At 72.2% G+C, this 25943-nt stretch carries 23 protein-coding genes; 19 read left to right on the top strand and 4 right to left on the bottom strand.

The window, feature by feature from the left end; all coding sequences use genetic code 11:
* Nucleotides 1–69 precede the first annotated feature (69 nt).
* On the bottom strand, nucleotides 70–921 hold the full coding sequence (locus tag QC029_RS28035; RefSeq protein ID WP_279558630.1) for a C40 family peptidase: 852 nt from the start codon (nucleotides 919–921) through the stop codon (nucleotides 70–72).
* 726 nt (nucleotides 922–1647) lie between these two features.
* On the opposite strand from QC029_RS28035, the gene QC029_RS28030 reads away from it, so the two are divergent.
* From QC029_RS28030 to nuoN, 14 genes are read left to right on the top strand one after another with little or no spacing between them, the layout of a single operon-like run.
* A complete protein-coding gene (locus QC029_RS28030; RefSeq protein WP_206348966.1) occupies nucleotides 1648–2007 on the top strand; it encodes an NADH-quinone oxidoreductase subunit A in 360 nt (119 codons plus the stop codon).
* Nucleotides 2008–2017: 10 nt separating this feature from the next.
* Complete coding sequence (locus QC029_RS28025) at nucleotides 2018–2572, top strand: NADH-quinone oxidoreductase subunit B family protein (protein WP_279558629.1); 555 nt, start codon at nucleotides 2018–2020, stop codon at nucleotides 2570–2572.
* On the top strand, nucleotides 2569–3291 hold the full coding sequence (locus QC029_RS28020; RefSeq protein ID WP_279558628.1) for an NADH-quinone oxidoreductase subunit C: 723 nt from the start codon (nucleotides 2569–2571) through the stop codon (nucleotides 3289–3291). Before QC029_RS28025 ends, QC029_RS28020 begins: the two co-directional genes overlap by 4 nt.
* The gene (locus tag QC029_RS28015; protein ID WP_279558627.1) at nucleotides 3291–4625 is read left to right on the top strand and encodes an NADH-quinone oxidoreductase subunit D; all 1335 of its coding nucleotides are present in this window, start codon (nucleotides 3291–3293) and stop codon (nucleotides 4623–4625) included. Before QC029_RS28020 ends, QC029_RS28015 begins: the two co-directional genes overlap by 1 nt.
* Nucleotides 4622–5479: an NADH-quinone oxidoreductase subunit NuoE gene (gene nuoE, locus QC029_RS28010; protein WP_279558626.1), complete on the top strand. Its 858-nt coding sequence runs from the start codon at nucleotides 4622–4624 to the stop codon at nucleotides 5477–5479. Before QC029_RS28015 ends, nuoE begins: the two co-directional genes overlap by 4 nt.
* Nucleotides 5479–6822 carry an NADH-quinone oxidoreductase subunit NuoF gene (nuoF, locus tag QC029_RS28005; RefSeq protein WP_279558625.1) on the top strand — a complete coding sequence of 448 codons (1344 nt, stop codon included), beginning with the start codon at nucleotides 5479–5481 and terminating at the stop codon, nucleotides 6820–6822. Before nuoE ends, nuoF begins: the two co-directional genes overlap by 1 nt.
* The gene (locus QC029_RS28000) at nucleotides 6819–9359 is read left to right on the top strand and encodes an NADH-quinone oxidoreductase subunit G (protein WP_279558624.1); all 2541 of its coding nucleotides are present in this window, start codon (nucleotides 6819–6821) and stop codon (nucleotides 9357–9359) included. The genes nuoF and QC029_RS28000 overlap by 4 nt, the downstream gene beginning before the upstream one ends.
* On the top strand, nucleotides 9359–10756 hold the full coding sequence (gene nuoH / locus QC029_RS27995; RefSeq protein WP_279558623.1) for an NADH-quinone oxidoreductase subunit NuoH: 1398 nt from the start codon (nucleotides 9359–9361) through the stop codon (nucleotides 10754–10756). Before QC029_RS28000 ends, nuoH begins: the two co-directional genes overlap by 1 nt.
* On the top strand, nucleotides 10749–11375 hold the full coding sequence (gene nuoI / locus QC029_RS27990; protein ID WP_279558622.1) for an NADH-quinone oxidoreductase subunit NuoI: 627 nt from the start codon (nucleotides 10749–10751) through the stop codon (nucleotides 11373–11375). The genes nuoH and nuoI overlap by 8 nt, the downstream gene beginning before the upstream one ends.
* Nucleotides 11372–12313, top strand: a complete 942-nt coding sequence (locus QC029_RS27985) for an NADH-quinone oxidoreductase subunit J (protein WP_279558621.1) — start codon at nucleotides 11372–11374, stop codon at nucleotides 12311–12313. Before nuoI ends, QC029_RS27985 begins: the two co-directional genes overlap by 4 nt.
* The gene (gene nuoK, locus QC029_RS27980) at nucleotides 12310–12609 is read left to right on the top strand and encodes an NADH-quinone oxidoreductase subunit NuoK (protein WP_279558620.1); all 300 of its coding nucleotides are present in this window, start codon (nucleotides 12310–12312) and stop codon (nucleotides 12607–12609) included. Before QC029_RS27985 ends, nuoK begins: the two co-directional genes overlap by 4 nt.
* A gap of 13 nt (nucleotides 12610–12622) precedes the next feature.
* Complete coding sequence (nuoL, locus tag QC029_RS27975) at nucleotides 12623–14569, top strand: NADH-quinone oxidoreductase subunit L (RefSeq protein ID WP_279558619.1); 1947 nt, start codon at nucleotides 12623–12625, stop codon at nucleotides 14567–14569.
* Between the two features lie 4 nt (nucleotides 14570–14573).
* Nucleotides 14574–16169, top strand: coding sequence for an NADH-quinone oxidoreductase subunit M (locus QC029_RS27970; protein WP_279558618.1), 1596 nt, complete (start codon nucleotides 14574–14576; stop codon nucleotides 16167–16169).
* A complete protein-coding gene (gene nuoN, locus QC029_RS27965) occupies nucleotides 16166–17800 on the top strand; it encodes an NADH-quinone oxidoreductase subunit NuoN (protein WP_279558617.1) in 1635 nt (544 codons plus the stop codon). Before QC029_RS27970 ends, nuoN begins: the two co-directional genes overlap by 4 nt.
* 206 nt (nucleotides 17801–18006) lie before the next feature.
* Here nuoN and QC029_RS27960 read toward each other — a convergent pair whose 3' ends face one another.
* The gene (locus tag QC029_RS27960; RefSeq protein ID WP_279558616.1) at nucleotides 18007–18516 is read right to left on the bottom strand and encodes a hypothetical protein; all 510 of its coding nucleotides are present in this window, start codon (nucleotides 18514–18516) and stop codon (nucleotides 18007–18009) included.
* Between the two features lie 125 nt (nucleotides 18517–18641).
* On the bottom strand, nucleotides 18642–19880 hold the full coding sequence (gene fahA / locus QC029_RS27955; RefSeq protein WP_279558615.1) for a fumarylacetoacetase: 1239 nt from the start codon (nucleotides 19878–19880) through the stop codon (nucleotides 18642–18644).
* Nucleotides 19881–20156: 276 nt separating this feature from the next.
* Here fahA and QC029_RS27950 point away from each other — a divergent pair, with 276 nt between their 5' ends.
* From QC029_RS27950 to QC029_RS27935, 4 genes are all read left to right on the top strand, one after another.
* The gene (locus QC029_RS27950) at nucleotides 20157–21167 is read left to right on the top strand and encodes a polyprenyl synthetase family protein (protein ID WP_279558614.1); all 1011 of its coding nucleotides are present in this window, start codon (nucleotides 20157–20159) and stop codon (nucleotides 21165–21167) included.
* A 276-nt stretch (nucleotides 21168–21443) separates the two neighbouring features.
* The gene (locus QC029_RS27945) at nucleotides 21444–22682 is read left to right on the top strand and encodes a DUF2092 domain-containing protein (protein WP_279558613.1); all 1239 of its coding nucleotides are present in this window, start codon (nucleotides 21444–21446) and stop codon (nucleotides 22680–22682) included.
* 97 nt (nucleotides 22683–22779) lie between these two features.
* Nucleotides 22780–23739, top strand: a complete 960-nt coding sequence (locus QC029_RS27940; RefSeq protein WP_279558612.1) for an ABC transporter ATP-binding protein — start codon at nucleotides 22780–22782, stop codon at nucleotides 23737–23739.
* On the top strand, nucleotides 23726–24679 hold the full coding sequence (locus tag QC029_RS27935) for an ABC transporter permease (protein ID WP_279558611.1): 954 nt from the start codon (nucleotides 23726–23728) through the stop codon (nucleotides 24677–24679). Before QC029_RS27940 ends, QC029_RS27935 begins: the two co-directional genes overlap by 14 nt.
* Nucleotides 24680–24703: 24 nt before the next feature.
* Here QC029_RS27935 and QC029_RS27930 read toward each other — a convergent pair whose 3' ends face one another.
* Nucleotides 24704–25201, bottom strand: coding sequence for a VOC family protein (locus tag QC029_RS27930; protein WP_279558610.1), 498 nt, complete (start codon nucleotides 25199–25201; stop codon nucleotides 24704–24706).
* A gap of 60 nt (nucleotides 25202–25261) precedes the next feature.
* On the opposite strand from QC029_RS27930, the gene QC029_RS27925 reads away from it, so the two are divergent.
* Entirely contained in the window at nucleotides 25262–25873 is a 612-nt protein-coding gene (locus QC029_RS27925; RefSeq protein ID WP_279558609.1) for an ABATE domain-containing protein, read from the top strand.
* Nucleotides 25874–25943 lie beyond the last annotated feature (70 nt).

Raw genomic sequence — 25943 nt, 5'->3', positions numbered from 1 at the left:
TACCAGCACGGACGGCCCCGCGCCGTCTGTGCTGGTACGTGCCGTGCGCGCTGTCCGCGCCGCGCGGCGTCAGAGCACGCGCACCGCGCCCGTCGGCATGTCGTAGCTCATGTCGCGCTCGACGACGCCGGTGGAGGGGTTCTGGGCGCCGATGAAGCGGCCGTTCCCGATGTAGACGGCGACGTGGTAGGCGCTGCCCGCGCTGCCCCAGTAGAGGATGTCGCCCGGCTGCACGTTGCCCAGGGACACCTGGGTGCCCGCCGTGGACTGCGGCTGCGAGGTCCGCGGCAGGCTGATGCCGATCTGGCGGAAGGCGGCCTGGGTGAGGCTGGAGCAGTCGTAGGCGCTCGGGCCGGTGGCGCCCATGACGTAGGCCTTGCCGACCTGCGCGCGCAGGAAGCCCACCAGCGTCGCCACGTTGCCGCCGCCGGTCGAGGCGGACGCGGGGGCCGCGGCGGGAGCGGAGGGGGCGGGTGCGGAGCTGAGGGTGGTGCGCTGGGAGTCGCGCGCCGCGCGCTCCTGGGCCGCGCGTTCGGCACGCTCCCTGCGCTCTGTCTCGGCGGCCTTGGCGGCCTCCGCGGCCCTGCGCTCGGCCTCCGCCTTCCTCTCCGCGGCCAGCTTCCCGGCCCGGTCCATCGCCTGCTCGGCGGCCAGGGTCCGCGCGGCCTCGGTCTCGTACTGGGTCGCGATCGTCTGCGTGGCGTCGGCGGCCTGCCGGGCGCCGGCCGCCACGTCGGGGGCGACCACGGGCATCTCGACGGTGTCGGCGACCGGCTTCCTCTCCCCGGCGGAGGAGGGAGCGGCCGCGGCGGTCACCGCGAGGGTGCTGAGGACGCCACCGGCAACGCCCGTCCGCAGCAGCGGGTTCCTGCTGGCGCGACGGGGCTTCCGGTGGCTGGGTATGTGGGCGGTCTGGGACATGTCACCACGGCTATCAGCCGCGGGAGGTTCCGTTCAACAAAGGTGTGTTGCGCCACACTCGGCGTGTACGCGTCCACTTTGCGCGGTGCCGGGCGCTCCGGAGGTCTCTTCCGGAAGTCGATCATTGCCCCGGTAAAGGGCCGTGACCATGACATTGTCCGATTGATCCACTTCGCTCCGCGCGCCTAGCACGGGCGGCCTGGTCCGCGCAAAGACGGGCCCGCGCCGCAGGCGCCCGACGTGGCGGAGGTCACAGATTGAGCACGGATTCACGATCTTGCCGCATCGCGGCGCCGGACGAGTCGCGGCGGCGGTTCCGGAAGCTCTCCTTCCGTCTCCGTCGGCGGGTCGCCCGCGCGCGGTCCGGGCCATTTACCAAGCCGGGGTGTCCAGGGCAAATTTGCATGTAGCGGGCATCATTTGATAGGGCACACCCCCTCCGACCAGCGAGAACGCGGCGGAATGTGACGTGTGGTGATCGGCCGACCGCTTCACGTGTGAAGATCACCGTCCATCCGCCTTCATGATCCTTCGTCAGGTGGTGGAGATCACAAACTCATTGCCGTACCCGTGTCGCAGATCACAGAGGGACAGGCATAGGATGCAGTCGACTCGGGCTTGTGAACTGCCTCACATATACGCGATCTTCGTGAACGGAACACCGGTCCGAAAACGGCCCGCAACGGCCCGCCGGCAGCGATCGTCGACTGGAAGGAGCGAGGAGCGGTGAACGTCTACGCGCCCATCCTCGTACTGGGAGCGCTCGGGGCAGCCTTCGCTGTCTTCTCCGTGGTCATGGCCTCGATCGTCGGCCCCAAGCGCTACAACAGGGCCAAGCTCGAGGCGTACGAGTGCGGCATCGAGCCCACCCCGCAGGCAGCGGGCGGAGGGCGCTTCCCGATCAAGTACTACCTGACGGCGATGCTCTTCATCGTCTTCGACATCGAGATCGTCTTCCTCTACCCCTGGGCCGTCACCTTCGACGTCCTGGGGCTGTTCGGGCTCGTGGAGATGCTGCTCTTCGTGCTCACCGTCTTCGTCGCCTACGCCTACGTCTGGCGGCGCGGCGGCCTGGAATGGGACTAGGGGCGTACACATGGGTATCGAAGAGAAACTGCCGAGCGGCTTCCTGCTGACCACCGTCGAGCAGGCCGCGGGCTGGGTGCGCAAGTCGTCGGTCTTCCCGGCGACCTTCGGCCTGGCCTGCTGCGCCATCGAGATGATGACCACCGGCGCCGGCCGCTACGACCTCGCCCGCTTCGGCATGGAGGTCTTCCGCGGCTCGCCGCGCCAGGCCGACCTGATGATCGTGGCGGGCCGGGTCAGCCAGAAGATGGCGCCGGTCCTGCGGCAGGTCTACGACCAGATGCCGAACCCCAAGTGGGTCATCTCCATGGGCGTGTGCGCCTCCTCGGGCGGCATGTTCAACAACTACGCGATCGTGCAGGGCGTCGACCACATCGTGCCGGTCGACATCTACCTGCCCGGCTGCCCGCCGCGCCCCGAGATGCTGCTGGACGCGATCCTCAAGCTCCACCAGAAGATCCGCGAGGAGAAGCTCGGGGTCAACCGGGAGCAGGCCGCCCGCGAGGCGGAGGAGGCGGCGCTCAAGGCGCTTCCGACGATCGAGATGAAGGGGCTGCTCCGATGAGTGACGGGCAGGTCAACGGCGGAGACGGCGGCGCCGTCCCCTCGCCGCGCGACGAGTCCGGCGAGGTGATCGACGTCCGCCGGGGCATGTTCGGCGCCAAGGAGGGCGGCGACACCTCCGGCTACGGCGGGCTGGTGCGCACCGTCCGGCTGCCGGGCGCGGCGAGCCGGCCGTACGGCGGCTGGTTCGACGAGGTGGCCGACGAGCTGGAGGGCGCGCTCGAGGAGCAGGGCCTGGTGCCCGAGGAAGTGATCGAGAAGACGGTCGTGGACCGCGGCGAGATCACCTTCCACATCGCCCGCGAGCACCTGGTGCCCACGGCCCGCGTCCTGCGCGACGACCCCGCGCTGCGCTTCGAGATGTGCACCGGCGTCAGCGGCGTCCACTACCCCGGCGACTCCGGGCGCGAGCTGCACGCCGTCTACCACCTGCGCTCGATCACCCACAACCGGCTGATCCGGCTGGAGGTCAGCGCGCCCGACGCCGACCCGCACATCCCGTCCGTCGTCCCGGTCTACCCGACCAACGACTGGCACGAGCGCGAGACCTACGACTTCTTCGGCATCGTCTTCGACGGTCACCCCGCGCTCACGCGGATCATGATGCCCGACGACTGGCAGGGCTTCCCGCAGCGCAAGGACTACCCCCTCGGCGGCATCCCCGTCGAGTACAAGGGCGCCCAGATCCCGGCTCCCGACCAGCGGAGGTCGTACAGCTGATGAGCACCTCGCACGCAACCCCGTCCGCGAGCGCCCGCGAGACCACCGAGGGCACCGTCTACACCGTCACCGGCGGGGACTGGGACGAGATCGCCACCGCCGCCGCCCGGAGCGACGACGAGAAGATCATCGTCAACATGGGCCCGCAGCACCCGTCCACGCACGGCGTGCTCCGGCTCATCCTGGAGATCGACGGCGAGACGGTCACCGAGGCCCGCTGCGGCATCGGCTACCTGCACACCGGCATCGAGAAGAACCTCGAGTACCGCAACTGGACGCAGGGCTCGACCTTCGTGACGCGCATGGACTACCTCACGCCGTTCTTCAACGAGACGGCGTACTGCCTGGCGGTGGAGAAGCTGCTCGGCATCGAGGACCAGGTACCCGACCGCGCCAGCGTCATCCGCGTGATGATGATGGAACTCAACCGCATCTCCTCCCACCTGGTGGCCATCGCCACCGGCGGCATGGAGCTGGGCGCCACCACGGTGATGATCTACGGCTTCCGCGACCGCGAGATGGTCCTGGACCTCTTCGAGCTCATCACCGGCCTGCGGATGAACCACGCCTACGTCCGGCCCGGCGGCCTCGCCCAGGACCTGCCGCCCGGCGCGGTGGACCAGGTCCGCGAGTTCGTGAAGAAGATGCGGAAGAACCTGCCGGAGTACGACAAGCTCTGCACCGGCAACCCCGTCTTCAAGGCCCGTCTGCAGGACGTCGGCCACCTGGACCTGGCCGGCTGCATGGCGCTGGGCGCCACCGGCCCCATCCTGCGCTCCACCGGCCTCCCGCACGACCTGCGCAAGGCCCAGCCGTACTGCGGCTACGAGACCTACGACTTCGAGGTCCCGACCGAGACCACCTGCGACTCCTACGGCCGCTTCCTGATCCGGCTGGAGGAGATGCGCCAGTCGCTGCGGATCGTCGAGCAGTGCCTGGACCGGCTGGAGCCCGGCCCGGTGATGGTCGCCGACAGGAAGATCGCCTGGCCCGCGCAGCTCGCGCTCGGCCCGGACGGGCTCGGCAACTCGCTGGACCACATCAGGAACATCATGGGCACCTCGATGGAGGCCCTGATCCACCACTTCAAGCTGGTGACCGAGGGGTTCCGGGTGCCGCCGGGCCAGGCGTACGCCGCCGTGGAGTCCGCCAAGGGCGAGCTGGGCGTGCACGCGGTCAGCGACGGCGGGACGCGCCCGTTCCGGGTCCACTTCCGCGACCCGTCCTTCACCAACCTGCAGACCATGGCGGCGATGTGCGAGGGCGGCCAGGTCGCCGACGTCATCGTCGCCGTCGCGTCCATCGACCCCGTGATGGGAGGCGTCGACCGGTGACAGACGTATCGCTCGGGATGCCCCGGCTTCCCGCCCCCGACTACCCGGCCGACGTCCGCGCCCGGCTGGAGGCGGACGCCGCGGAGATCATCGCCCGCTACCCCGGCAGCCGCTCCGCGCTGCTGCCGCTGCTGCACCTGGTGCAGTCCGAGGAGGGGCACGTCACCCCCACCGGGATGCGCTTCTGCGCCGAGATGCTCGACCTGACCACGGCCGAGGTCACCGCGGTGGCCACCTTCTACACCATGTACCGCCGCAAGCCCTCGGGCGACTACCAGGTGGGGGTGTGCACCAACACCCTGTGCGCGGTGATGGGCGGCGACGCCATCTTCGAGGCGCTCCAGGAGCACCTGGGCGTCGGGAACAACGAGACCACCGACGACGGCAAGGTCACGCTGGAGCACATCGAGTGCAACGCGGCCTGCGACTTCGCGCCCGTGGTGATGGTCAACTGGGAGTTCTTCGACAACCAGACGCCCGAGAGCGCCAGGCGGCTCGTGGACGACCTGCGCGCCGGACGCGAGGTGAGGCCCACCCGCGGCGCCCCGCTGTGCACCTTCAAGGAGACCGCCCGCATCCTCGCCGGATTCCCCGACGAGCGCCCGGGCGCCGTGGAGGCGAGCGGCAGCGCGGGCCCGGCCTCGCTGGCCGGGCTGAAGCTGGCCAAGGGCGAGACCGCCGGGCCCAAGGTGGTCTCGCCGCGCGGCGGGGAGGCCCCCGCGTCGGCCGGGCAGCCCGTCACCGAGACCGGCGAGGCGCCCGACCCCCACCCCAGCTCCCACGACGCGCCGCGGCGGACGGCCGCCTCCGACCCCGACAACCCGGCCGGCCCGGTGGCGAAGGAGGGCAAGTGATGACCGCCGAATCAGCGGACAAGCTGCTGTCCCCGGTGCTCTCGGCCTTCTGGGACGACCCGACGTCCTGGACGCTGGAGACCTACCGGGCGCACGAGGGCTACGAGGGGCTGCGCAAGGCCCTGGCGATGAAGCCCGACGACGTCATCGCGTACGTCAAGGAGTCCGGACTGCGCGGCCGCGGCGGCGCGGGCTTCCCCACCGGCATGAAGTGGCAGTTCATCCCCCAGGGCGACGGCAAGCCGCACTACCTCGTGGTCAACGCCGACGAGTCCGAGCCGGGCACCTGCAAGGACATCCCCCTCCTGTTCGCCAACCCGCACTCGCTGATCGAGGGCATCGTGATCGCCTGCCACGCGATCCGCTCGAACCACGCCTTCGTCTACCTGCGCGGCGAGGTCGTCCCCGTGCTGCGGCGCCTCCACGCCGCGGTGCGCGAGGCCTACGAGGCGGGCTTCCTGGGCAAGGACGTCCTCGGCTCCGGCCTGGACGTGGAACTGACCGTGCACGCGGGCGCGGGCGCGTACATCTGCGGTGAGGAGACCGCTCTCCTCGACTCCCTCGAGGGGCGGCGCGGCCAGCCGCGGCTGCGTCCCCCCTTCCCCGCGGTCGCGGGTCTGTACGCGTGCCCCACCGTCGTCAACAACGTCGAGTCCATCGCCTCGGTTCCCGCGATCATGCACCGGGGCAAGGAGTGGTTCCGCTCGATGGGCAGCGAGAAGTCCCCGGGCTTCACGCTCTACTCCCTCAGCGGCCACGTCGCCCGCCCCGGCCAGTACGAGGCGCCGCTGGGCGTCACCCTGCGCCAGCTGCTGGAGATGAGCGGCGGCATGCGCCCCGGCCACCGGCTGAAGTTCTGGACCCCGGGCGGCTCCTCGACCCCGCTGCTGACCGACGAGCACCTCGACGTCCCGCTGGACTACGAGGGCGTCGGCGCCGCCGGCTCGATGCTCGGCACCAAGGCGCTCCAGTGCTTCGACGAGACCACCTGCGTGGTCCGCGCGGTGACCCGCTGGACGGAGTTCTACGCCCACGAGTCCTGCGGCAAGTGCACCCCCTGCCGCGAGGGCACGTACTGGCTCGTCCAGCTGATGCGCGACATCGAGGCCGGCAAGGCGTCGATGTCCGACCTGGACAAGATCAACGACATCGCCGACAACATCAACGGCAAGTCCTTCTGCGCCCTCGGCGACGGCGCCGCCAGTCCGATCTTCTCCTCGCTCAAGTACTTCCGCGAGGAGTACGAGCAGCACATCACCGGACGCGGCTGCCCCTTCGACCCGGCCAGGTCGACCCTGTGGGCCGACGACGACAAGACCGCACACCTGGAGGTGAACGCGTGACCGTCACCACCGACGCCAAGACCTCCGGGGGCGGGGAGGCGAAGCCGCCCGAGAACGTCAGGAACGCCGAGAACACGGTCTCGCTGACGATCGACGGCATCGGGATCAGCGTGCCCAAGGGCACCCTGGTCATCCGCGCCGCCGAGCTGCTCGGAATCGAGATCCCGCGCTTCTGCGACCATCCGCTGCTGGACCCGGCCGGCGCCTGCCGCCAGTGCATCGTCGAGGTCGAGGGCCAGCGCAAGCCCATGGCCTCCTGCACCATCACGTGCACGGACGGGATGGTCGTCAGGACGCACCTCACCTCGCCGGTGGCCGAGAAGGCCCAGCGCGGCGTGATGGAGCTGCTGCTGATCAACCACCCGCTGGACTGCCCGGTCTGCGACAAGGGCGGCGAGTGCCCCCTGCAGAACCAGGCCATGTCCCACGGGCAGGCCGACAGCCGCTTCGACGGGCGCAAGCGCACCTTCGCCAAGCCCGTGCCGATCTCGAAGCAGGTGCTGCTGGACCGCGAGCGCTGCGTGCTGTGCGCCCGCTGCACCCGCTTCTCCAACCAGATCGCGGGCGACCCGATGATCGAGCTGCTGGAGCGGGGAGCGCTCCAGCAGGTGGGCACCGGCGAGGGCGACCCCTTCCAGTCGTACTTCTCCGGCAACACCATCCAGATCTGCCCGGTCGGCGCGCTCACCTCGGCCGCCTACCGGTTCCGCTCCCGCCCCTTCGACCTGATCTCCTCGCCGAGCGTGTGCGAGCACTGCTCCGGCGGCTGCGCCACCCGCACCGACCACCGGCGCGGCAAGGTCATGCGGCGGCTGGCCGCCGACGACCCCGAGGTCAACGAGGAGTGGATCTGCGACAAGGGCCGCTTCGGCTTCCGCTACGCCCAGCGGCCCGACCGGCTCACCCACCCGCTGGTGCGCGACGCGGAGACCGGTGAGCTGCAGCCGGCGAGCTGGCCCGAGGCGCTGGACGCCGCCGCGAGGGGACTGGCGGCGGCCCGGGGCCGCACCGGTGTGCTCACCGGCGGACGGCTGACGGTCGAGGACGCCTACGCGTACGCCAAGTTCGCGCGGGTCGCCCTGGACACCAACGACGTCGACTTCCGGGCCCGCGTCCACAGCACCGAGGAGGCCGACTTCCTCGCCTGCCACGTCGCCGGGCGCGGGCTGGACGCCGACGGCGGTGGCGTCACCTACTCCGCGCTGGAGAAGGCCCCGTCGGTACTGCTGGTCGGCTTCGAGTCCGAGGAGGAGGCCCCCGGCGTCTTCCTGCGGCTGCGCAAGGGGTACCGCAAGCACGGACTGCGCGTCTTCTCCCTGGCGACCCACGCCACCCGCGGTCTGGAGAAGACCGGCGGCACCCTGCTGCCCGCCGCGCCCCACACCGAGACCGAGTGGCTGGACGCGCTGGCCGGCGGCGTCGGGCTGGACGAGACCGGGCAGACGGCCGCCGAGGCGCTGCGCGCCGAGGGATCGGTGATCATCGTCGGCGAGCGGCTGGCCGCCGTGCCCGGCGGGTTCACCGCCGCCCTGCGGACCGCCACCGCCACCGGCGCCCGCCTGGTGTGGATCCCGCGCCGGGCCGGTGAGCGCGGCGCCGTCGAGGCCGGCGCGCTCCCGACGCTGCTGCCCGGCGGACGCCCGGTCACCGACCCGAGCGCCCGCGCCGAGACGGCCGCCGTCTGGGGCGTGGCCGACCTGCCGACCCGCTTCGGCCGCGACACCGGCCGGATCGTCGAGGCCGCGGCGAACGGCGAACTCGCCGCGCTGCTGGTCGCCGGTGTCGAGGTCGCCGACCTGCCCGACCCGGAGCTGGCCCGCAGGGCGCTGGACGAGGCCGGTTTCGTCGTCAGCCTGGAGCAGCGGCCCTCGGAGGTCACCGAGCGGGCCGACGTGGTCCTGCCCGTCGCCGCGGTCGTGGAGAAGGCGGGCTCCTTCCTCAACTGGGAGGGCCGCCGGCGCCCGTTCGAGGCCGCGATCAAGCCCGACCAGATGACCCGCCGCCTGGTCCAGTCCGACCACCGCGTGCTGAACATGCTCGCCGACGCCCTCGACGTCCACCTCGGGCTGCCGGACGTCCGCACGGTCCGCGCCGAGATGCGGCGCCTGGGCGTGTGGGACGGCCCGCGCGCCGACGCGCCGGAGGCCGGCACCCGTCAGGTGCCCCGCCCCGCCGCGGGCGAGGCCGTACTCGCCGGTCACCGGCTGCTGCTCGACCAGGGCCGGCTCCAGGACGGCGACGAGGCGCTGGCGGGCACCCGGCACGCCGCCGTCGCCCGGCTGTCGGCCGCCACGGCCGCCGAGGTCGGGGTCGCGGACGGCGAGGCGCTGACCGTCACCGGCCCGGCCGGGACGGTCACCCTGCCGCTGGAGGTCACGCCGATGCCCGACCGCGTGGTCTGGCTGCCGCTGAACTCGGTAGGCCGCGGCGTCCCGGGCGACCTGGGCACCGTGCCCGGCCGGCTCGTGAAGCTGTCGGCGGCCCCCGCGGCCGCCGCGGTCGCCGGCCCGGAGGAGACGAAGGGGGTGGAGGCGTGATGAGCACGTCCGTCCTGACCGCCGGGACGACGGTCCTCGCCGAGGAGGACCTGTCGATGTTCGGCACCGATCCCTGGTGGCTGATCGGCCTCAAGGCGGTGTTCTGCTTCGCGTTCCTGATGCTGACCGTGCTGATCTCCATCGTGATGGAGCGCAAGGTCGTCGCCTGGATGCAGCTGCGCATCGGCCCCAACCGCCACGGCCCCTGGGGCATGCTCCAGTCGCTGGCCGACGGCATCAAGCTGATGCTGAAGGAGGACGTCAACGTCAGGGCCGCCGACAAGGCCGTCTACATCCTGGCCCCCATCGTCGGCGCCATCCCCGCCTTCATGGCCATCGCGGTGATCCCCTTCGGCCCGCCCGGCAACGAGGTGTCGATCTTCGGCACCCGTACCGCCATGCAGCTCACCGACCTGCCGGTGGCGATCCTCTACATCCTGGCCACCGCCTCCATCGCCGCCTACGGCACGGTGCTGGCCGGCTGGTCGTCGGGCTCGACCTACCCGCTGCTCGGCGGGGTGCGGGCCACGGCCCAGGTGATCTCCTACGAGGTCGCCATGGGCCTCAGCTTCGCCGCGGTCTTCCTCTACTCCGGGTCGATGTCCACCTCGACGATCGTCGGGGCGCAGGGCGACACCTGGTTCGCGGTGCTGCTGCCGGTGTCGTTCCTCATCTACATGGTGGCGATGGTCGGCGAGGCGCACCGCGCGCCCTTCGACATGCCCGAGTCCGAGGGCGACCTCGTCGGCGGCTTCAACACCGAGTACTCGTCGATCAAGTTCGCGATGTTCATGCTCGCCGAGTACATCCACATGGTCACCGTCTCGGCCCTGGCGGTCACCCTCTTCCTGGGCGGCTGGCGCGCCCCGGCGCCGATCAGCACCTACTGGGAGGGCGCCAACCACGGCTGGTGGCCGCTGCTCTGGTTCGTCGTCAAGGTGAACCTGCTGCTGTTCCTCTTCGTCTGGCTGCGCGGCACGCTCCCGCGCGTGCGCTACGACCAGTTCATGAAGCTGGGCTGGAAGGTCCTCATCCCCGTCTCGCTGGTCTGGCTGATGCTGGTGGCCACCGTGCGGGCGCTGCGCAACGAGGGCCGCGAATTCGGCGACATCGTGCTGTGGGTCGCCGGCGCGGCACTGGTGCTGCTCCTGCTCTCCTTCGTCTACGACGCCGTCCGCGGGCGCGCCGAGGGGAAGACCGAGGAGAAGGATGCGGCCGGGGCCGAGACCTTCGACCCGACGGCGGGCGGCTACCCCGTACCCCCGCTGCCCGGGCAGACCCTGCCGCCCGTACCGCGCCGGCGGCCGCGCCACGAGCGGGAGACCGCGGGCGTGGCGGCCGGCGCGGACGGCGAGTCCAGCGAGACCGGCAAGGCCAGGGAGGCCGACGATGCCTGAGTTCGAGAATCCGGTGGCCGGCTTCGGCGTGACCTTCAAGGCCATGTTCAAGAAGCGGCTCACCGAGCAGTACCCCGAGCAGAAGAAGCCCACCGCGCCGCGCTTCCACGGCCGGCACCAGCTCAACCGGCACCCGGACGGGCTGGAGAAGTGCGTCGGCTGCGAGCTGTGCGCCTGGGCCTGCCCGGCGGACGCGATCTACGTGGAGGGCGCGGACAACACCGACGAGGAGCGCTACTCGCCCGGTGAGCGCTACGGCCGCGTCTACCAGATCAACTACCTGCGCTGCATCCTGTGCGGCCTGTGCGTCGAGGCGTGCCCGACGCGGGCGCTGACCATGACCAACGAGTACGAGCTGGCCGACCGGACCCGCGAGTCGCTCATCTACACCAAGGAGGAGCTGCTCGCGGGGCTGGAGGAGGGCATGGTCGACACCCCGCACGCGATCTTCCCGGGCATGACCGAGAAGGACTACTACCGGGGCCTGGTCACCGAGGCCGCGCCCGGCACGGTCCGGCAGGAGGCCCGCTCCGGTAACCCGGGGAACGAGACGCCGCAGGCCGCCGCCGACACCTTCGGGCCGCAGGAGCCGGCCTCCGAGGCGGTGAGCGAGAAGTGAACGGCACCCTGCTGGCGGCCGCCTCCACCACCTCCACCGGCGAGGCGGTGCAGTTCTGGGTCCTGGGCACGGTCGCGGTGCTGGGCGCGCTCGGGACCGTGCTGATGAAGCGGTCGGTGCACTCGGCGCTCTGCCTGGCCGGGACCATGATCGTCCTGGCCGTGTTCTACCTGGCCAACGGCGCGTACTTCCTGGGCATCGTGCAGATCGTCGTCTACACCGGCGCGGTCATGATGCTCTTCCTGTTCGTGCTGATGCTCGTCGGCGTCACCGCCGCCGACTCGCTGAAGGAGACCATCAAGGGCCAGCGCTGGATGGCGGCCCTGTGCGGACTCGGCTTCGGCATCCTGCTGATCGGCGGCATCGGCAACGCCTCCGTCGGCACCTTCGCCGGCCTGGCCGAGGCCAACGCGGGCGGCAACGTCCAGGGTCTGGCACGGTCGATCTTCACCGACTACGTGTTCGCCTTCGAGATCACCGGCGCGCTCCTGGTCACCGCGGCCGTCGCCGCCATGGTGCTCACCCACCGCGAGCGCACCGAGCGCCGCGACACCCAGCGCGAGCTGGCCGAGAAGCGCGTGCGCGAGGGCAAGCACCTGCCGCCGCTGCCCGCGCCCGGCGTGTACGCCCGGCACAACGCCGTGGACATCCCCGGCCTGCTGCCGGACGGCACCCCCTCCGAGCTCACCGTCAACGCCACGCTGCGCTCCCGCGGCCAGGTCCGGGACGTCTCCCGCGAGGCCCTGGCCGACCTGGCGGCGCTGGAGCGGCGCACCGGGGAGTACCTGGGGCGGGGCGGGCCGGACGGCCTGGGCGGCGGGGACGACCGGGACGTGCGCGACGCGGCGGACGTACGGAAGGACGTCTCGGACGACTCCCCGGCCGCCGGCCGGGACGGCGACCGGGACCGCGACGGTGACAGGGAGGCCGCCAAGTGAACCCGGTCAACTACCTCTATCTGGCCGCCCTGCTGTTCACCATCGGGGCCAGCGGAGTGCTGCTGCGCCGCAACGCGATCGTCGTGTTCATGAGCGTCGAGCTGATGCTGAACGCGGCCAACCTCGCGCTCGTCACCTTCTCCCGGCTGCACGGCAACCTCGACGGCCAGATCATCGCGTTCTTCACGATGGTGGTCGCCGCCGCCGAGGTCGTGGTCGGACTGGCGATCATCGTGACGATCTTCCGCTCCCGCCACTCGGCCTCGGTCGACGACGCCAGTCTGATGAAGCTGTAAGGGGTAGCGAACAGTGGAGACTTTGATCGGACTGCTCGTCGCGGCGCCACTGCTCGGCGCGGCGGTGCTGCTGTGCGGCGGCCGGAGGCTGGACCGCACCGGCCACTGGATCGGCACGGCGCTGGCCGCCGCGTCCTTCGTCCTGGGGGCCGTGCTCTTCGCCGACATGCTCGGCAGGGAGGCCGGCGACCGCACCCTGAGCCAGCACGTCTTCAGCTGGATCCCGGTCGGCGGCTTCCAGGCCGACGTCGCCTTCCGGCTCGACCAGCTGTCGATGACCTTCGTCCTGCTGATCACCGGCGTGGGCACGCTCATCCACGTCTACTCGATCGGCTACATGGAGCACGACGAGCGGCGCCGCCGCTTCTTCGGCTACCTCAACCTGTTCCTCGCGGCGATGCTCCTGCTCGTCCTCGCCGACAACTACCTGCTGCTGTACGCCGGCTGGGAGGGCGTGGGCCTCGCCTCGTACCTGCTGATCGGCTTCTGGCAGCACAAGCCCAGCGCGGCGACGGCGGCGAAGAAGGCGTTCATCGTCAACCGCGTCGGCGACATCGGCCTGTCGATCGCCATCATGATCATGTTCACCACGTTCGGCACCTTCGCCTTCTCCCCGGTGCTGGAGTCGGTGGGCGAGACGAGCGAGGGCACGGCGACCGCCATCGGCCTGATGCTGCTGCTGGCGGCCTGCGGCAAGTCGGCGCAGGTGCCGCTCCAGTCCTGGCTGGGCGACGCGATGGAGGGCCCGACCCCGGTCTCCGCCCTCATCCACGCGGCGACGATGGTCACCGCCGGCGTCTACCTGATCGTCCGCTCCGGCGCGGTCTTCGACGCCGCGCCCGCCGCGCAGACCGCGGTGGTCGCCGTCGGCGCGGTCACGCTGCTGTTCGGTGCGATCGTCGGTTGCGCCAAGGACGACATCAAGAAGGCCCTGGCGGGCTCCACGATGTCGCAGATCGGCTACATGGTGCTGGCCGCGGGCCTCGGCCCGATCGGCTACGCCTTCGCGATCATGCACCTGGTCACCCACGGCTTCTTCAAGGCCGGGCTCTTCCTCGGCGCCGGCTCGGTGATGCACGGCATGAACGACGAGGTGGACATGCGCCGCTACGGCGGCCTGCGCAAGTACATGCCCGTCACGTTCGTCACCTTCGGGCTGGGCTACCTGGCGATCATCGGCTTCCCCGGCCTGTCCGGCTTCTTCTCCAAGGACAAGATCATCGAGGCCGCCTTCGCCAAGGGCGGCACCGAGGGCTGGATCCTGGGCGGCGCGGCCCTGCTGGGCGCGGCCATCACCGCGTTCTACATGACGCGCGTGATGCTGATGACGTTCTTCGGCGAGGAGCGCTGGCGCAACGCCCCCGCCCCGTCGCCGGCGGAGCCGAGCGTGGAGCCGGCCGCCGAGACCCGCGGCGAGTACCAGGTGCCCCACCCGCACGAGTCGCCGAGGTCGATGACGATCCCCATGATCGTCCTGGCCTTCGGATCGGTCTTCGCGGGCGGGCTGTTCAGCTGGGGCGAGGCGTTCGTCCACTGGCTGGAGCCGGTCGTGCCCTTCGAGCACGGCCACCCGCCGGTCAGCGCGCTCACCGTCACCGGGGCCACGGTCGTCGCCCTGCTCCTCGGCGTCTCGCTGGCCTGGCTGCAGTACGGCCGCAAGCCCGTCCCGGCGGTCGCCCCGCGCGGCTCGCTGCTCACCCGGGCCGCGCGCCGCGACCTCCTCCAGGACGACTTCAACCACGTGGCGCTGGTCAAGCCCGGCGAGTACCTCACCCGCGGGCTGGTCTACCTCGACCACAAGGTCGTCGACGGTGCCGTCAACGGCACCGCCGCGGCGGTCGGCGGCCTGTCCGGCCGGTCGCGGCGGATCCAGAACGGTTACGCCCGCAGTTACGCGGTCTCGATGTTCGGCGGTGCGGCGATCCTGGTCGCCGCGACTCTGCTGATGAGGGCGGTCTGATCCCATGTCATTTCCCCTGCTGACGGCGGTGGCCGCGCTGCCCGCGATCGGCGCGGTCGCCACCGCCGCCGTACCCGCCGCCCGGCGCACCGCCGCCAAGTGGCTGGCGCTGGCCGTCTCCCTGGCCACCCTGGTCCTCGCCGCGGCCGTGGCCCTCCGCTTCGACCCCGGCGGCGACCGCTACCAGCTCACCGAGTCCTACGCGTGGATCCCCGACTTCGGCGTCCGCTACGAACTGGGCGTGGACGGCATCGGGGTCGCCCTGATCGCCCTGACCGCCCTGCTCGTGCCGTTCGTCCTCCTGGCGGGCTGGCACGACGCCGACCCCCTCGAGGGAGAGGCGCCCAACCGGCGCTGGCGGCCCACCCAGGGCTTCTTCGCGCTGATCCTGGCCGTCGAGGCGATGGTGATCATCTCCTTCGCGGCCACGGACGTCTTCCTCTTCTACATCTTCTTCGAGGCCATGCTCATCCCGATGTACTTCCTCATCGGGGGCTTCGGGGACCGGGCCGGCGCCCGCGACGAGGCCGAGGCGGCCAAGCAGCGCTCCTACGCGGCCGTGAAGTTCCTGCTCTACAACCTCGCCGGCGGCCTGATCATGCTGGCCGCGGTGATCGGCCTGTACGTCGTCACCGCCGACCAGCTGGGCGAGGGCACCTTCTCGCTCCAGGCGATCACCGAGGCCCGCCAGGCCGGCGAGCTGACGATGGCCGAGGGCACCGAGCGGCTGCTCTTCCTCGGGTTCTTCCTCGCCTTCGCGGTCAAGGCCCCGCTGTGGCCGCTGCACACCTGGCTGCCCAACGCGATGGGCGAGTCCACCGCGCCGGTCGCCGTGCTCATCACGGCGGTCGTCGACAAGGTCGGCACCTTCGCGATGCTCCGCTTCTGCCTCGGGCTCTTCCCCGAGGCCAGCGCCTGGGCCACCCCGGTGGTACTGGTGCTGGCGCTGGTCAGCATCATCTACGGCGCCCTGCTCGCCATCGGCCAGCGCGACATCAAGCGGCTGATCGCCTACGCGTCGATCTCCCACTTCGGCTTCATCATCCTCGGCATCTTCGCGATGACGAGCCAGGGCCAGGGCGGCGCGACGCTCTACATGGTCAACCACGGGATCTCCACCGCCGCCCTGATGCTGGTCGCCGGCTTCCTGATCTCGCGCCGCGGCTCGCGGCTCATCGCCGACTACGGCGGGGTGCAGAAGGTCGCCCCGGTGCTGGCCGGCACCTTCCTGATCGGCGGCCTGGCCACCCTGTCGCTGCCGGGGCTCGCCCCGTTCGTCAGCGAGTTCCTGGTGCTGGTGGGCACGTTCACCCGCTACCCGGCCGCCGGGATCGTCGCGACGCTCGGCATCGTCCTGGCCGCGCTGTACGTGCTGGTGCTCTACCAGCGCACCATGACCGGGCCGGTCAGGCCCGAGGTCGCGCACATGCCCGACCTGAAGAAGCGCGAACTGGCGGTCGTGGCGCCGCTGATCGCCCTGCTGATCCTCCTCGGCGTCTTCCCGAAGCCGCTGACGGACATCGTCAACCCGGCGGTCGAGCACACCCTCTCGGACGTGCAGAAGACCGACCCCGAGCCTGAGGTGGAGGCCGCCAAGTGAGCACCACCACGGAACTCACCCTGCGGGCACAGGACCTGATCCCCGCGCCCGACATCGAGTACGGGCAGCTCGCCCCGGTGCTGATCGTCATCGGCGCCGCCGTCGTCGGCGTCCTGTTCGAGGCGTTCCTGCCGCGCCGGATCCGGTACGCCGCCCAGGCGCTGCTGGCGGGCCTGGCCCTGGCCTCGGCCTTCGCGGCGGTCGTCGGACTGGCCGCCGCCGGGAGGGCCACCACCGAGGCGGGGCTGGTCGCCATGGGCGCCCTCGCCGTCGACGGCCCGGCCCTCTTCCTGCAGGGCGTGATCCTGCTGGTGGCGCTGGTCGCGCTCTTCACCTTCGCCGAGCGCCGGCTCGACCCGCGGGCGCACGGCAGGCATGTGGACTCCTTCGCCGCCGAGGGCGCGGCCGTGCCCGGCGGGGAGGGCGAGAAGGCGGCGGTCAGGGCCGGTTTCACCACCACCGAGGTCTACCCGCTGCTGCTCTTCGCGGTCGGCGGCATGCTGGTCTTCCCGGCGGCCAACGACCTGCTGACCCTCTTCATCGCGCTGGAGGTCTTCTCGCTGCCGCTGTACGTGCTGTGCGCGCTGGCCCGCCGCAAGCGGCTGATGTCGCAGGAGGCCGCGCTCAAGTACTTCCTGCTGGGCGCCTTCTCCTCCGCCTTCCTGCTGTTCGGCGTCGCGCTGCTGTACGGCTACGCGGGCAGCGTGAAGTACGCGGAGATCGCGTCGGTCGTCGCGGACACCAACCGCGGCACGACCGAGGCGCTCGCCGGGACGACGGGCAACGACGTCCTGCTGCTCGTCGGTGGGGCCCTGGTGGTGATGGGCCTGCTGTTCAAGGTCGGCGCCGTGCCGTTCCACATGTGGACGCCGGACGTCTACCAGGGCGCCCCGACCCCCGTCACGGGCTTCATGGCCGCCGCCACCAAGGTCGCCGCCTTCGGCGCCCTGCTGCGGCTGCTGTACGTCGTCCTGCCGGGGCTCACCTGGGACTGGCGTCCGGTGATGTGGGGCGTGGCGATCGTGTCCATGCTGGTCGGCGCGGTCATCGCCATCACCCAGACCGACGTCAAGCGGCTGCTGGCGTACTCCTCGATCGCGCACGCGGGCTTCATCCTCGCCGGCGTGATCGCGGCGACGCCCTCCGGCATCTCCTCGGTGCTCTTCTACCTGGCCGCCTACTCCTTCGTCACGCTCGGCGCCTTCGCCGTGGTGACGCTGGTGCGGGACGCGGGCGGCGAGGCCACCCACCTGTCCAAGTGGGCGGGGCTGGGACGCCGTTCGCCGCTGGTGGCCGCCGTCTTCGCGGTCTTCCTGCTGGCCTTCGCGGGCATCCCGCTCACCTCCGGTTTCGCGGGCAAGTTCGCGGTGTTCAAGGCGGCGGCGGAGGGCGGCGCGGGGGCGCTGGTGGTCGTGGGCGTGATCGCCTCGGCCATCGCGGCGTTCTTCTACATCCGCGTCATCGTCCTGATGTTCTTCAGCGAGCCGAAGGTGGAGGGGCCGTCGGTGGCGGTGCCGAGCCCGCTGACCACCACGGCGATCGCCATCGGCGTGGCGGTCACCCTGGTGCTGGGCGTGGCCCCGCAGTACTTCCTGGACCTGGCGTCCCAGGCGGGGGTCTTCGCCCGCTGAGGCACCGGGGCGTTCCGCTTCGGGGCGCGACACGTACGACGGCCGCCCGGCATCCGTGCCGGGCGGCCGTCGTACGCGCGTGCTCTCCGCGCTCTCCGTGCGTGCCGGTGCGTTCCGCGGTGGCCCGGTCCCCGGGTGGCGGGGTCTCCGGGTGGTGCGGTGTCCGGGTGGTGCGGTGTCCGGGTGGTGCGGTGTCCGGAGAAGGGTCACTCCGCGGGGAGGTCCAGATCGGTGGGCAGGTCGCCGATCTCGGGGATCCCGGTGGAGACCTCGGGGACCTCCACCTTGGTGAAGGTGTCGGTGGTGCCCGACTCCCACGCGACGGTCAGGCTCTTGCCGTCGACGCTCTTCACCGTGCCCTTGGCGCGGTCGGTGCTGCCGTCGGTGCACGTGAGGGCGAACGTGACCGGCTCGGCGCCGGAGTCCGCCGTGCCCGTGCAGGTCGTCTCGCCCAGGAGCGCCGCCTGGTCGCCGTTGACGCTCAGCACCAGTGCCTTCCCGCCGCCGGTGACGCTCCAGGTGCCGTTCACGCCGCCGGTCGCCGCCTCGTCGTCGGCGTTTCCGGTGGGCTCGGTGGGCTCGGCGGGCTCGGTGGTCTGCCCGGCGGTCCGCTCCGGCTCCGGCCCGTCGTCGGAGCCTCCGCTTCCGCAGCCGCTCACCAGCAGGGCGGCGGCCAGGACGGCGGCCGCTCCCGCGTACCGTGCTGACGTGCGCACGTGCTCCCCCTCCATGCGTGTTACAAGGACACGCCAAGCTAGCAGGTGGACTCCGGCTAGCGTGCCGGTCCGGAGCGGATCCCGGACCGGCACGCCGGCTCACCGGCCGCCCGCCGCGGCCGTCGCTAGACCTCCTGGCCGGGGGCCGGGTGGATGCGGCCGGACACCTCTCCCAGACCGATGCGGGAGCCGTTCGGGCCCGGCGCCCAGGCGGTGAGGACGACCTCGTCGCCGTCCTCCAGGAACGTCCGCCTGCCGTCGGGCAGTTCGACCGGATCGCGGCCGGACCAGGTCAGCTCCAGCAGGCAGCCCCGCTGGCGGACCTCCGGGCCGCTGACGGTGCCGGAGGCGAAGAGGTCGCCGGTGCGCAGCGAGGCCCCGTTGACGGTCATGTGGGCGAGCTGCTGGGCGGCGGTCCAGTACATCGCGGAGAACGGCGGCTCGGCGATGGTGTGGCCGTTGAGGGAGACGGTGATCCGCAGGTCCAGCCCGCCCGGCTCCCCGGCCGCGGAGTCCCGCAGGTAGTCCAGCAGCGGGTGGGTGCGGTCGGGCGGGGCCGTACGGGCGGCGTCGAGGGCGTCGAGCGGGGTCACCCAGGCCGAGACGGAGGTCGCGAAGGACTTCCCCAGGAACGGGCCCAGCGGCACGTACTCCCAGGCCTGGATGTCGCGCGCCGACCAGTCGTTGACCAGGCAGACGCCGAAGACGTGGTCCCGGAAGGCCGACTGCGGCACCGGCTCGCCCAGGTGCGAGGGGGCGCCGACGACGAAGCCCACCTCCGCCTCGATGTCCAGGCGGCGGGACGGGCCGAAGGTGGGGGACGCCTCGTCGGGCGCCTTGCGCTGGCCCCGCGGGCGGACGACGGGGGTGCCGGAGACCACGACGGTGCCGGAGCGGCCGTGGTAGCCGATCGGCAGGTGCTTCCAGTTGGGGGTGAGCGGCTCGCCGCCGGGGCGGAAGATCCGGCCGACGTTGGAGGCGTGGTGCTCGCTGGCGTAGAAGTCGACGTAGTCGGCCACCTCGAAGGGGAGGTGGAGGGTGACGTCCTCGAGCCGCAGCAGGTTGTGCGTGACGGTGCCGGCGTACTCGGGGGAGGTCAGCCAGGAGCGCAGCTCGGCGCGCACCGCCTGCCAGACCGGCCGGCCCGCCGCCATCAGCGGGTTGAGGTTCGGCCGCTGCAGCAGGTCGGTGTGGGGTGAGCCGTAGGCGTCCGCCGCCGAACCCGCGTCCAGGACGTAGTCGCCGTAGCGGACGCCGATCCGGCGCAGGTCGGGGTCGTCCTCGGTGGTGAAGACGCCGTAGGGCAGGTTGTCCGGGCCGAAGAGATGGCCTTCGGGCAGTTCGAGCGGGGTCGCGTCGGACATGGGTGAGGTGCCTCGCCTTCGAGGTCGTCGCCGGTCAGGGCCGCGAACAGGCTACGCGGTGGTGATCTCCGGCAGAAGCGACCCGCTGCGGGGGCCGGGAGGGCCCGGTGCGCCCTCCGTCACAGAGGCAACGCGGCGGCTGTGATCGACTGCGGACCGGCTACGCTGCCAGGGATGATGATGGTGATAGCGGCCCAGCGGTACGGCGACACACCGTGACGGCCGCGACGAGCCGCGTGATCGTTCGCTGATCGTACGCAGACAGGAGTACCCCTCGTGACCCTCGTCGGGCCCTTCGGGCTGAGCGTGCGGGACCAGGCGCTGCAAGCCGATGTCCAGGCGGGGCTGGCGGCCGTCGAGGAGGGCCTCATCGAGGCCACCAAGAGCGGCGTGCCCTTCATAACGGAAGCCGCGCAGCACCTGGTGCGGGCCGGCGGGAAGCGCTTCCGTCCGCTGCTGGTGATGCTGGCGGCGCAGTTCGGCGATCCGCACGCTCCGGGGATCGTGCCCTCGGCGGTGGTCGTGGAGCTGACGCACCTGGCGACGCTCTACCACGACGACGTGATGGACGAGGCGAACGTGCGGCGCGGGGTGCCCAGCGCCAACGCCCGCTGGGACAACTCCGTGGCCGTCCTCACCGGCGACTTCCTCTTCGCGAGGGCGTCGCACATCCTGGCCGACCTGGGCCCCGTGGCGGTCAGCGTCCAGGCCGAGGCGTTCGAGCGGCTGGTGACCGGGCAGATCCTGGAGACGGCGGGGCCGCGGGAGGGCGACGATCCGATCGCCCACTACCTGGACGTGATCGCGGGCAAGACCGGCTCGCTGATCGCGGTGGCCGGACGCTTCGGCGCGATGATGGCGGGCGCGGACGAGAGCGTCGTGGACATCCTCACCCAGTACGGGGAGCGGATCGGCACCGCCTTCCAGCTGGCCGACGATCTGCTGGACATCGCCAGCGACTCGCACGAGTCCGGCAAGACGCCCGGCACGGACCTGCGGGAGGGCATCGCGACGCTGCCGGTCCTGCACCTGCGGGCCCGCGCGGCCCGTGGCGGCTCGCCGGAGGACCTGGCCCTGTGCGCCCTGCTGGACGGCGACCTGACGGACGACTCCCGGCACGCGGAGGCGCTGGCGAGGCTCCGTGCCCACCCGGCGCTGGAGGAGGCCCGGCGCGACACGATCCGCTATGCGGACGAGGCCCGCAACGTCCTGGCTCCCCTGCCGGACTGCGCGGCCAAGGAGGCGCTCTCCTTCCTGTGCGACTCGGTGGTCCACCGCGCGGGCTGACCGTGCGGCTGACCCTGTTTGCCCTGGTCCGACCGTGTCCGTCTGCCTGTGGGAGGCCACGGCGGCCCGGATGTCCTGCCGCTGGGATGAGGTGGCGGCGCCGCCGTCATCCCCTGGTACCACACCGACTTGGCCCTGTCGTCTGACGCCCTGTCCGGAGCAATTTGGTGGGATTGACACCGTCAACCCACACCGGAATGGGTGAGAATGGCGGCCAGGGGTTGACGAGTGCGAAGCACGGACGAACCGCCGCCGATCACGGAGGTATGCGCACACATGGCACAGACCCGACCGATGAAGAAGGCGTTGCGCTACGCGGTACCGGCCGCCGTGGCCGGAGCGGCGGTGGCGACCGTCGGCCTCGTACCGGCGCTGGCCAGTTCCGGCGGTGATCCCGACCTGCCGAAGATCACCGCCGAGGAACTGGTCGCGAAGATCGCCGCCTCGGACACCCAGCGACTGTCCGGCACGGTGAGGATCACCACCGACCTCGGGCTTCCCGCCCTGCCCGGCGTGGGCTCGGGAGCCTACGGCGGCGGCGAGGGCAAGGGCGGCGAGGGCGGTGAGGGCGGCGCCGATCCGCGCGGCAAGCTGGCGGAGCTCTCCTCCGGCACCCACACCCTGCGCGTCGCGGTGGACGGTCCGGACAGACAGCGCGTCTCGATCGTGGAGAAGGCCGCCGAGTACAGCCTCATCCGCAACGGCGACGACGTGTGGGCGTACGACAGCGCCACCGACACCGTCCACCACACCGTCCTCCCGCGGGACGCCGGACACGGCGCCGGCCACGGGAAGGCCTCCGGGGAAGCCCCCGGGGGGCTGGAGAAGGTCACCCCGCAGAAGGCCGCCCAGGAGGTGCTCAAGGCGGTCGACGCCACCACCGCGGTCTCCGTCGACGGCACGGCGAAGGTCGCGGGACAGGACGCCTACCAGCTGCTGGTCAAGCCCAGGCAGCCGGACAGCATGGTCGGGTCGGTGCGGATCGCGGTGGACGCGGACAGCGGCGTGCCGTTGAAGTTCACGCTCACCCCCAGGGACGGCGGCAAGGCCGCGATCGACGTGGGGTTCACCGCGGTGGACTTCGCCAAGCCGGCCGAGGACACCTTCGACTTCAAGCCCCCGAAGGGCGCGAAGGTCACGGAGGAGAGGCTCGACGGCGCCGGGGCCGGCGCGGGGAAGGCACCGCGCGGGGACGGGGCGAAGGGCCTGCCGTCCGGTCTGGACGTCCTCGGCGAGGGCTGGGGCTCGGTCGCCCGGCTCGAACTGCCCGGCCGGGGCCCGGCGGCCGGCTCGGGCGCCCTGGAGGCGGCGCCCGAGGCGCAGAAGCTGCTCGACGGCCTCACCGACGAGGTCAAGGGGGACTTCGGCACCGGCCGGTTCTTCGGCACCCGTCTCGTCAACGCCCTGATCACCGACGACGGCACCGTGTACGTCGGCGCCGTCACCCGTGAGGGCCTGGTCAAGGCGGCCGACGCCGCCGACGAGGACGTCCGCGCCGGCGGCGGGGCCCGGTAGCCGGCCCGCCCTCCGGTCCCGCCCGCCGGCCCGGTGGCGCGGCGGGACCGGTGCGGCGCCGCCGCGCCGCACCGTCCATTCGATCTCGGGGAGCACCATGCAGCCACCGTCCGCCCCGGACGCGGTCGTCGAGGCCCGCGGGCTCACCAAGCGGTACCGCGGGGGACAGCTCGCCGTGGACGGCCTCGACCTGGCCGTGCCGCGCGGCAGCGTCTTCGGCTTCCTGGGACCCAACGGCTCGGGCAAGACGACGACGATCCGGATGCTGCTCGGGCTGATCGAGCCCAGCGACGGCAGCGCGCGGCTGCTGGGGGAGCCGATGCCGGAGGCGGCCCGGCGGGTGCTGCCGAGGGTGGGCGCGCTGATCGAGGGCCCGGCGCCGTACGGCTTCCTCTCCGGCCGCGACAACCTGCTGCGCCTGGACGCGGCCGACCCGACCGCCGACCCCCGCACCCGCGCCGCCCGGGTGGGGGAGGCGCTGGAGCGGGTGGGGCTCACGGCCGCCGCCCGCAAGAGGGCCGGGGCGTACTCGCTGGGCATGAAGCAGCGCCTCGGCCTGGCGGCGGCGCTGCTGCGGCCGCGCGAGCTGCTCGTCCTGGACGAGCCGACCAACGGTCTGGATCCCCAGGGGATGCGCGAGATCCGCTCCCTGGTGCGGGAGCTCGCCGATGACGGCACCACGGTCTTCCTCTCCTCACATCTGCTGGACGAGATCGAGCAGGTCTGTACGCACGCGGCGGTCATGGCCCGGGGCCGGCTGCTGACGCAGGGGCCGGTGGCCGAGCTGGCGGCCGGCGCCCGGGGCCGCCTCGCGGTCACCACCCCGGACACCGCGGACGCCGCCCGCGTCCTGAAGGAGCACGGCGTGACCGATCTGACCGTCGCCGACGACCGCGTCACCGGTGAGCTTCCGGCCGCCGACCCACCGGACACGGCCGACGTCAACGCGGCCCTGGTGCGCGCCGGGGTCCGGGTGAGGGCCTTCGGCACCGAGCGCGCCTCGCTGGAGGACGCCTTCGTGGCACTGACCGGGGAGGGCTTCGATGTCGCGGGCTGAGTCGTGGGCTGAGTCGCGGGCTGAACCGTCGCAGAGCGAGCCGGCAGGGCACGCCCCGGCGCCGGACCGGGCCGGGGCGGCGGCCCCGCGCCGCCCCGGCGTCCTGTGGTCGCTGGGCCTGTTCCGCAGCGAGCTGGCCGTCACCTTCCGCCGCTGGCGGACCCTGGCGCTGCTCGCCGTGCTGGCGGCCATCCCGCTGCTGGTCGGGATCGCCGTCAGGATCGAGACCGGTGACGGCGGCTCGGTCGGCGACGGCGGCGACGGCGAGGGACCCGCGTTCATCGGCCAGGTCACCAACAACGGACTGTTCCTGGTCTTCACCGCGCTCGCGGCCACCCTCCCGTTCTTCCTTCCCATGACGGTCGGGGTCGTCGCGGGCGACTCGGTGGCGGGCGAGGCGGGCGCGGGCACCCTGCGCTATCTGCTGGTCGCCCCCGCCGGCCGTACGCGGCTGCTGCTCGCCAAGTTCACCGCCGTCCTGGCCTTCTGCCTGGCGGCGACCCTGACCGTGGCGGTCTCCGCGTTGGCCGTCGGCGTCCTGCTCTTCCCCCTGGGGGAGGTGACCCTGCTGTCCGGGACCACGGTCCCCTTCAGCGAGGGGCTGCTGCGGGCCCTGGCCATAGCGGTCGCCGTCGCCGCCTCACTGATCGGTCTGGCGGCGCTGGGCCTGTTCGTCTCCACGCTCACCAACAGCGGTGTCGCCGCCATGGCCACCACCGTCGGCCTGCTGATCACGGTGCAGATCCTCGGTGCGATCCCGCAGCTGGACATGATCCACCCCTACCTCTTCCCCCACCACTGGATGTCCTTCGCCGACCTACTGCGCGATCCCGTCTACTGGGACGACCTGCTCGACAACCTCGGTCTCCAGGGGCTGTACGCCGCCGTCTTCGGCGCCGCCGCCTGGGCCCGCTTCACCGGCCGGGACATCACGGTCTGAGCGGCGCCGCGGCCGGCCGGGCCCTCACGCCACGCAGAACTCGTTGCCCTCGGGATCCGCCATCACCGTCCACTCGCCGCCCGGCTCCTTCACCTGCCGCAGGACCGCCGCGCCCAGGCCCTGGAGCCTGGCCACGGTCTCCGCACGCCGGTCCGGGCCCGCGTGGACGTCGATGTGCAGGCGGTTCTTGACGGTCTTGGGCTCCGGCACGCGCTGGAAGAGCAGGCGCCGCCCCAGCCCCGCGCCGCTCTCGGGATCGACCGGATCCCGCGGGTGGCGCACCGCCGCCAGGTCGCGCCAGGCGCGACGGCCGTGGTGCTCGGTCAGGACGTCCTCGTCCACGGCGCCGAAGCCGAGCAGGCGCTCGATCAGGGCGCTGTTGTCCTCCACCTCGTAGCCCAGCGCCTCGGCCCAGAAGTCGGCCTGCCGGTGCGGGGAGGCGCAGTCGACCACCACCTTCCAGCCCAGTGCCTCGCGCGTCCCGTCCGCCGTGCCCGGGGCGCCCGCCGCGGTCTCCGCCATGTCCTGCCTCCCTTCCGTACGGGGTCTTCCCCCTGCTCCGTAACCAGTTATAGTGGTTACATGACGGAGTCCGCAACGGGTCTGGTGCTGCACTCACCCCAAGGAGTGCCCTACCGCTTCGATCCGGGAGCGCTGTGCCTGGAACTGCTGCCGACGGGCGGGCCGGGCGGGTACGCGCGCCACGAGGTGCTGCACGAGCCGGCGAACCTCGTGGTCTGGGCCTCCCGGTCCCGGCTGCGCCCCGCGCCCGTGGTCGAGGTGACGGAGGTGGAGCTGGCCGCCGCCAAGGAGCTGCGCGCCGCGCTGTGGCGGATGGCCGTGGACCGGGCGCACGGCCGCGCGCCGCGCCCGGGGGACGTGGCGGCGGTCAACGAGGCCGCCGCCGCCCCGCCGCTGCCGGTGCGGCTGACGAGGAGGGACGACGGCGCGGGCTGGACCAGGGAGTGGGGGCCGGGCGCGACCGGCACGCAGTTGCTCTCGGCCGTCGCGCGCGACGCCGTCGACCTGTTCGGCGGCCCGTACGCCCACCGGATACGGGAATGCGCCTCCGACGACTGCCACCTGGTCTTCGTGGACACCTCGCGCCCCGGCCGCCGCCGCTGGTGCTCGATGGAGCACTGCGGCAACCGTCACAAGGTCCGGGCCCTGCGCGCCCGCCGCGAGGAGGAGTGACCGGCATGCCCGCGGGACCCACCGGAGGCGCCGGACGGCGGGCCGCCGCCGGCGTCGCGGGCGGCGGCCC

The organism is Streptomyces sp. DH37 (genome assembly GCF_029813835.1).
In the GTDB taxonomy this organism is placed as follows: Bacteria; Actinomycetota; Actinomycetes; order Streptomycetales; family Streptomycetaceae; genus Streptomyces.
This window is presented reverse-complemented; position numbering and strand designations above follow the sequence as displayed.

Bases quoted from the DNA above. Each gene is read 5' to 3' on its own strand.
- QC029_RS28035 (WP_279558630.1), bottom strand. From the start codon at position 921: ATGTCCCAGACCGCCCACATACCCAGCCACCGGAAGCCCCGTCGCGCC.
- QC029_RS28025 (WP_279558629.1), top strand. From the start codon at position 2,018: ATGGGTATCGAAGAGAAACTGCCGAGCGGCTTCCTGCTGACCACCGTC.
- QC029_RS28020 (WP_279558628.1), top strand. From the start codon at position 2,569: ATGAGTGACGGGCAGGTCAACGGCGGAGACGGCGGCGCCGTCCCCTCG.
- QC029_RS28015 (WP_279558627.1), top strand. From the start codon at position 3,291: ATGAGCACCTCGCACGCAACCCCGTCCGCGAGCGCCCGCGAGACCACC.
- nuoF (WP_279558625.1), top strand. From the start codon at position 5,479: ATGACCGCCGAATCAGCGGACAAGCTGCTGTCCCCGGTGCTCTCGGCC.
- nuoH (WP_279558623.1), top strand. From the start codon at position 9,359: ATGAGCACGTCCGTCCTGACCGCCGGGACGACGGTCCTCGCCGAGGAG.
- nuoI (WP_279558622.1), top strand. From the start codon at position 10,749: ATGCCTGAGTTCGAGAATCCGGTGGCCGGCTTCGGCGTGACCTTCAAG.
- QC029_RS27970 (WP_279558618.1), top strand. From the start codon at position 14,574: ATGTCATTTCCCCTGCTGACGGCGGTGGCCGCGCTGCCCGCGATCGGC.
- fahA (WP_279558615.1), bottom strand. From the start codon at position 19,880: ATGTCCGACGCGACCCCGCTCGAACTGCCCGAAGGCCATCTCTTCGGC.
- QC029_RS27945 (WP_279558613.1), top strand. From the start codon at position 21,444: ATGGCACAGACCCGACCGATGAAGAAGGCGTTGCGCTACGCGGTACCG.
- QC029_RS27940 (WP_279558612.1), top strand. From the start codon at position 22,780: ATGCAGCCACCGTCCGCCCCGGACGCGGTCGTCGAGGCCCGCGGGCTC.
- QC029_RS27935 (WP_279558611.1), top strand. From the start codon at position 23,726: ATGTCGCGGGCTGAGTCGTGGGCTGAGTCGCGGGCTGAACCGTCGCAG.
- QC029_RS27930 (WP_279558610.1), bottom strand. From the start codon at position 25,201: ATGGCGGAGACCGCGGCGGGCGCCCCGGGCACGGCGGACGGGACGCGC.
- QC029_RS27925 (WP_279558609.1), top strand. From the start codon at position 25,262: ATGACGGAGTCCGCAACGGGTCTGGTGCTGCACTCACCCCAAGGAGTG.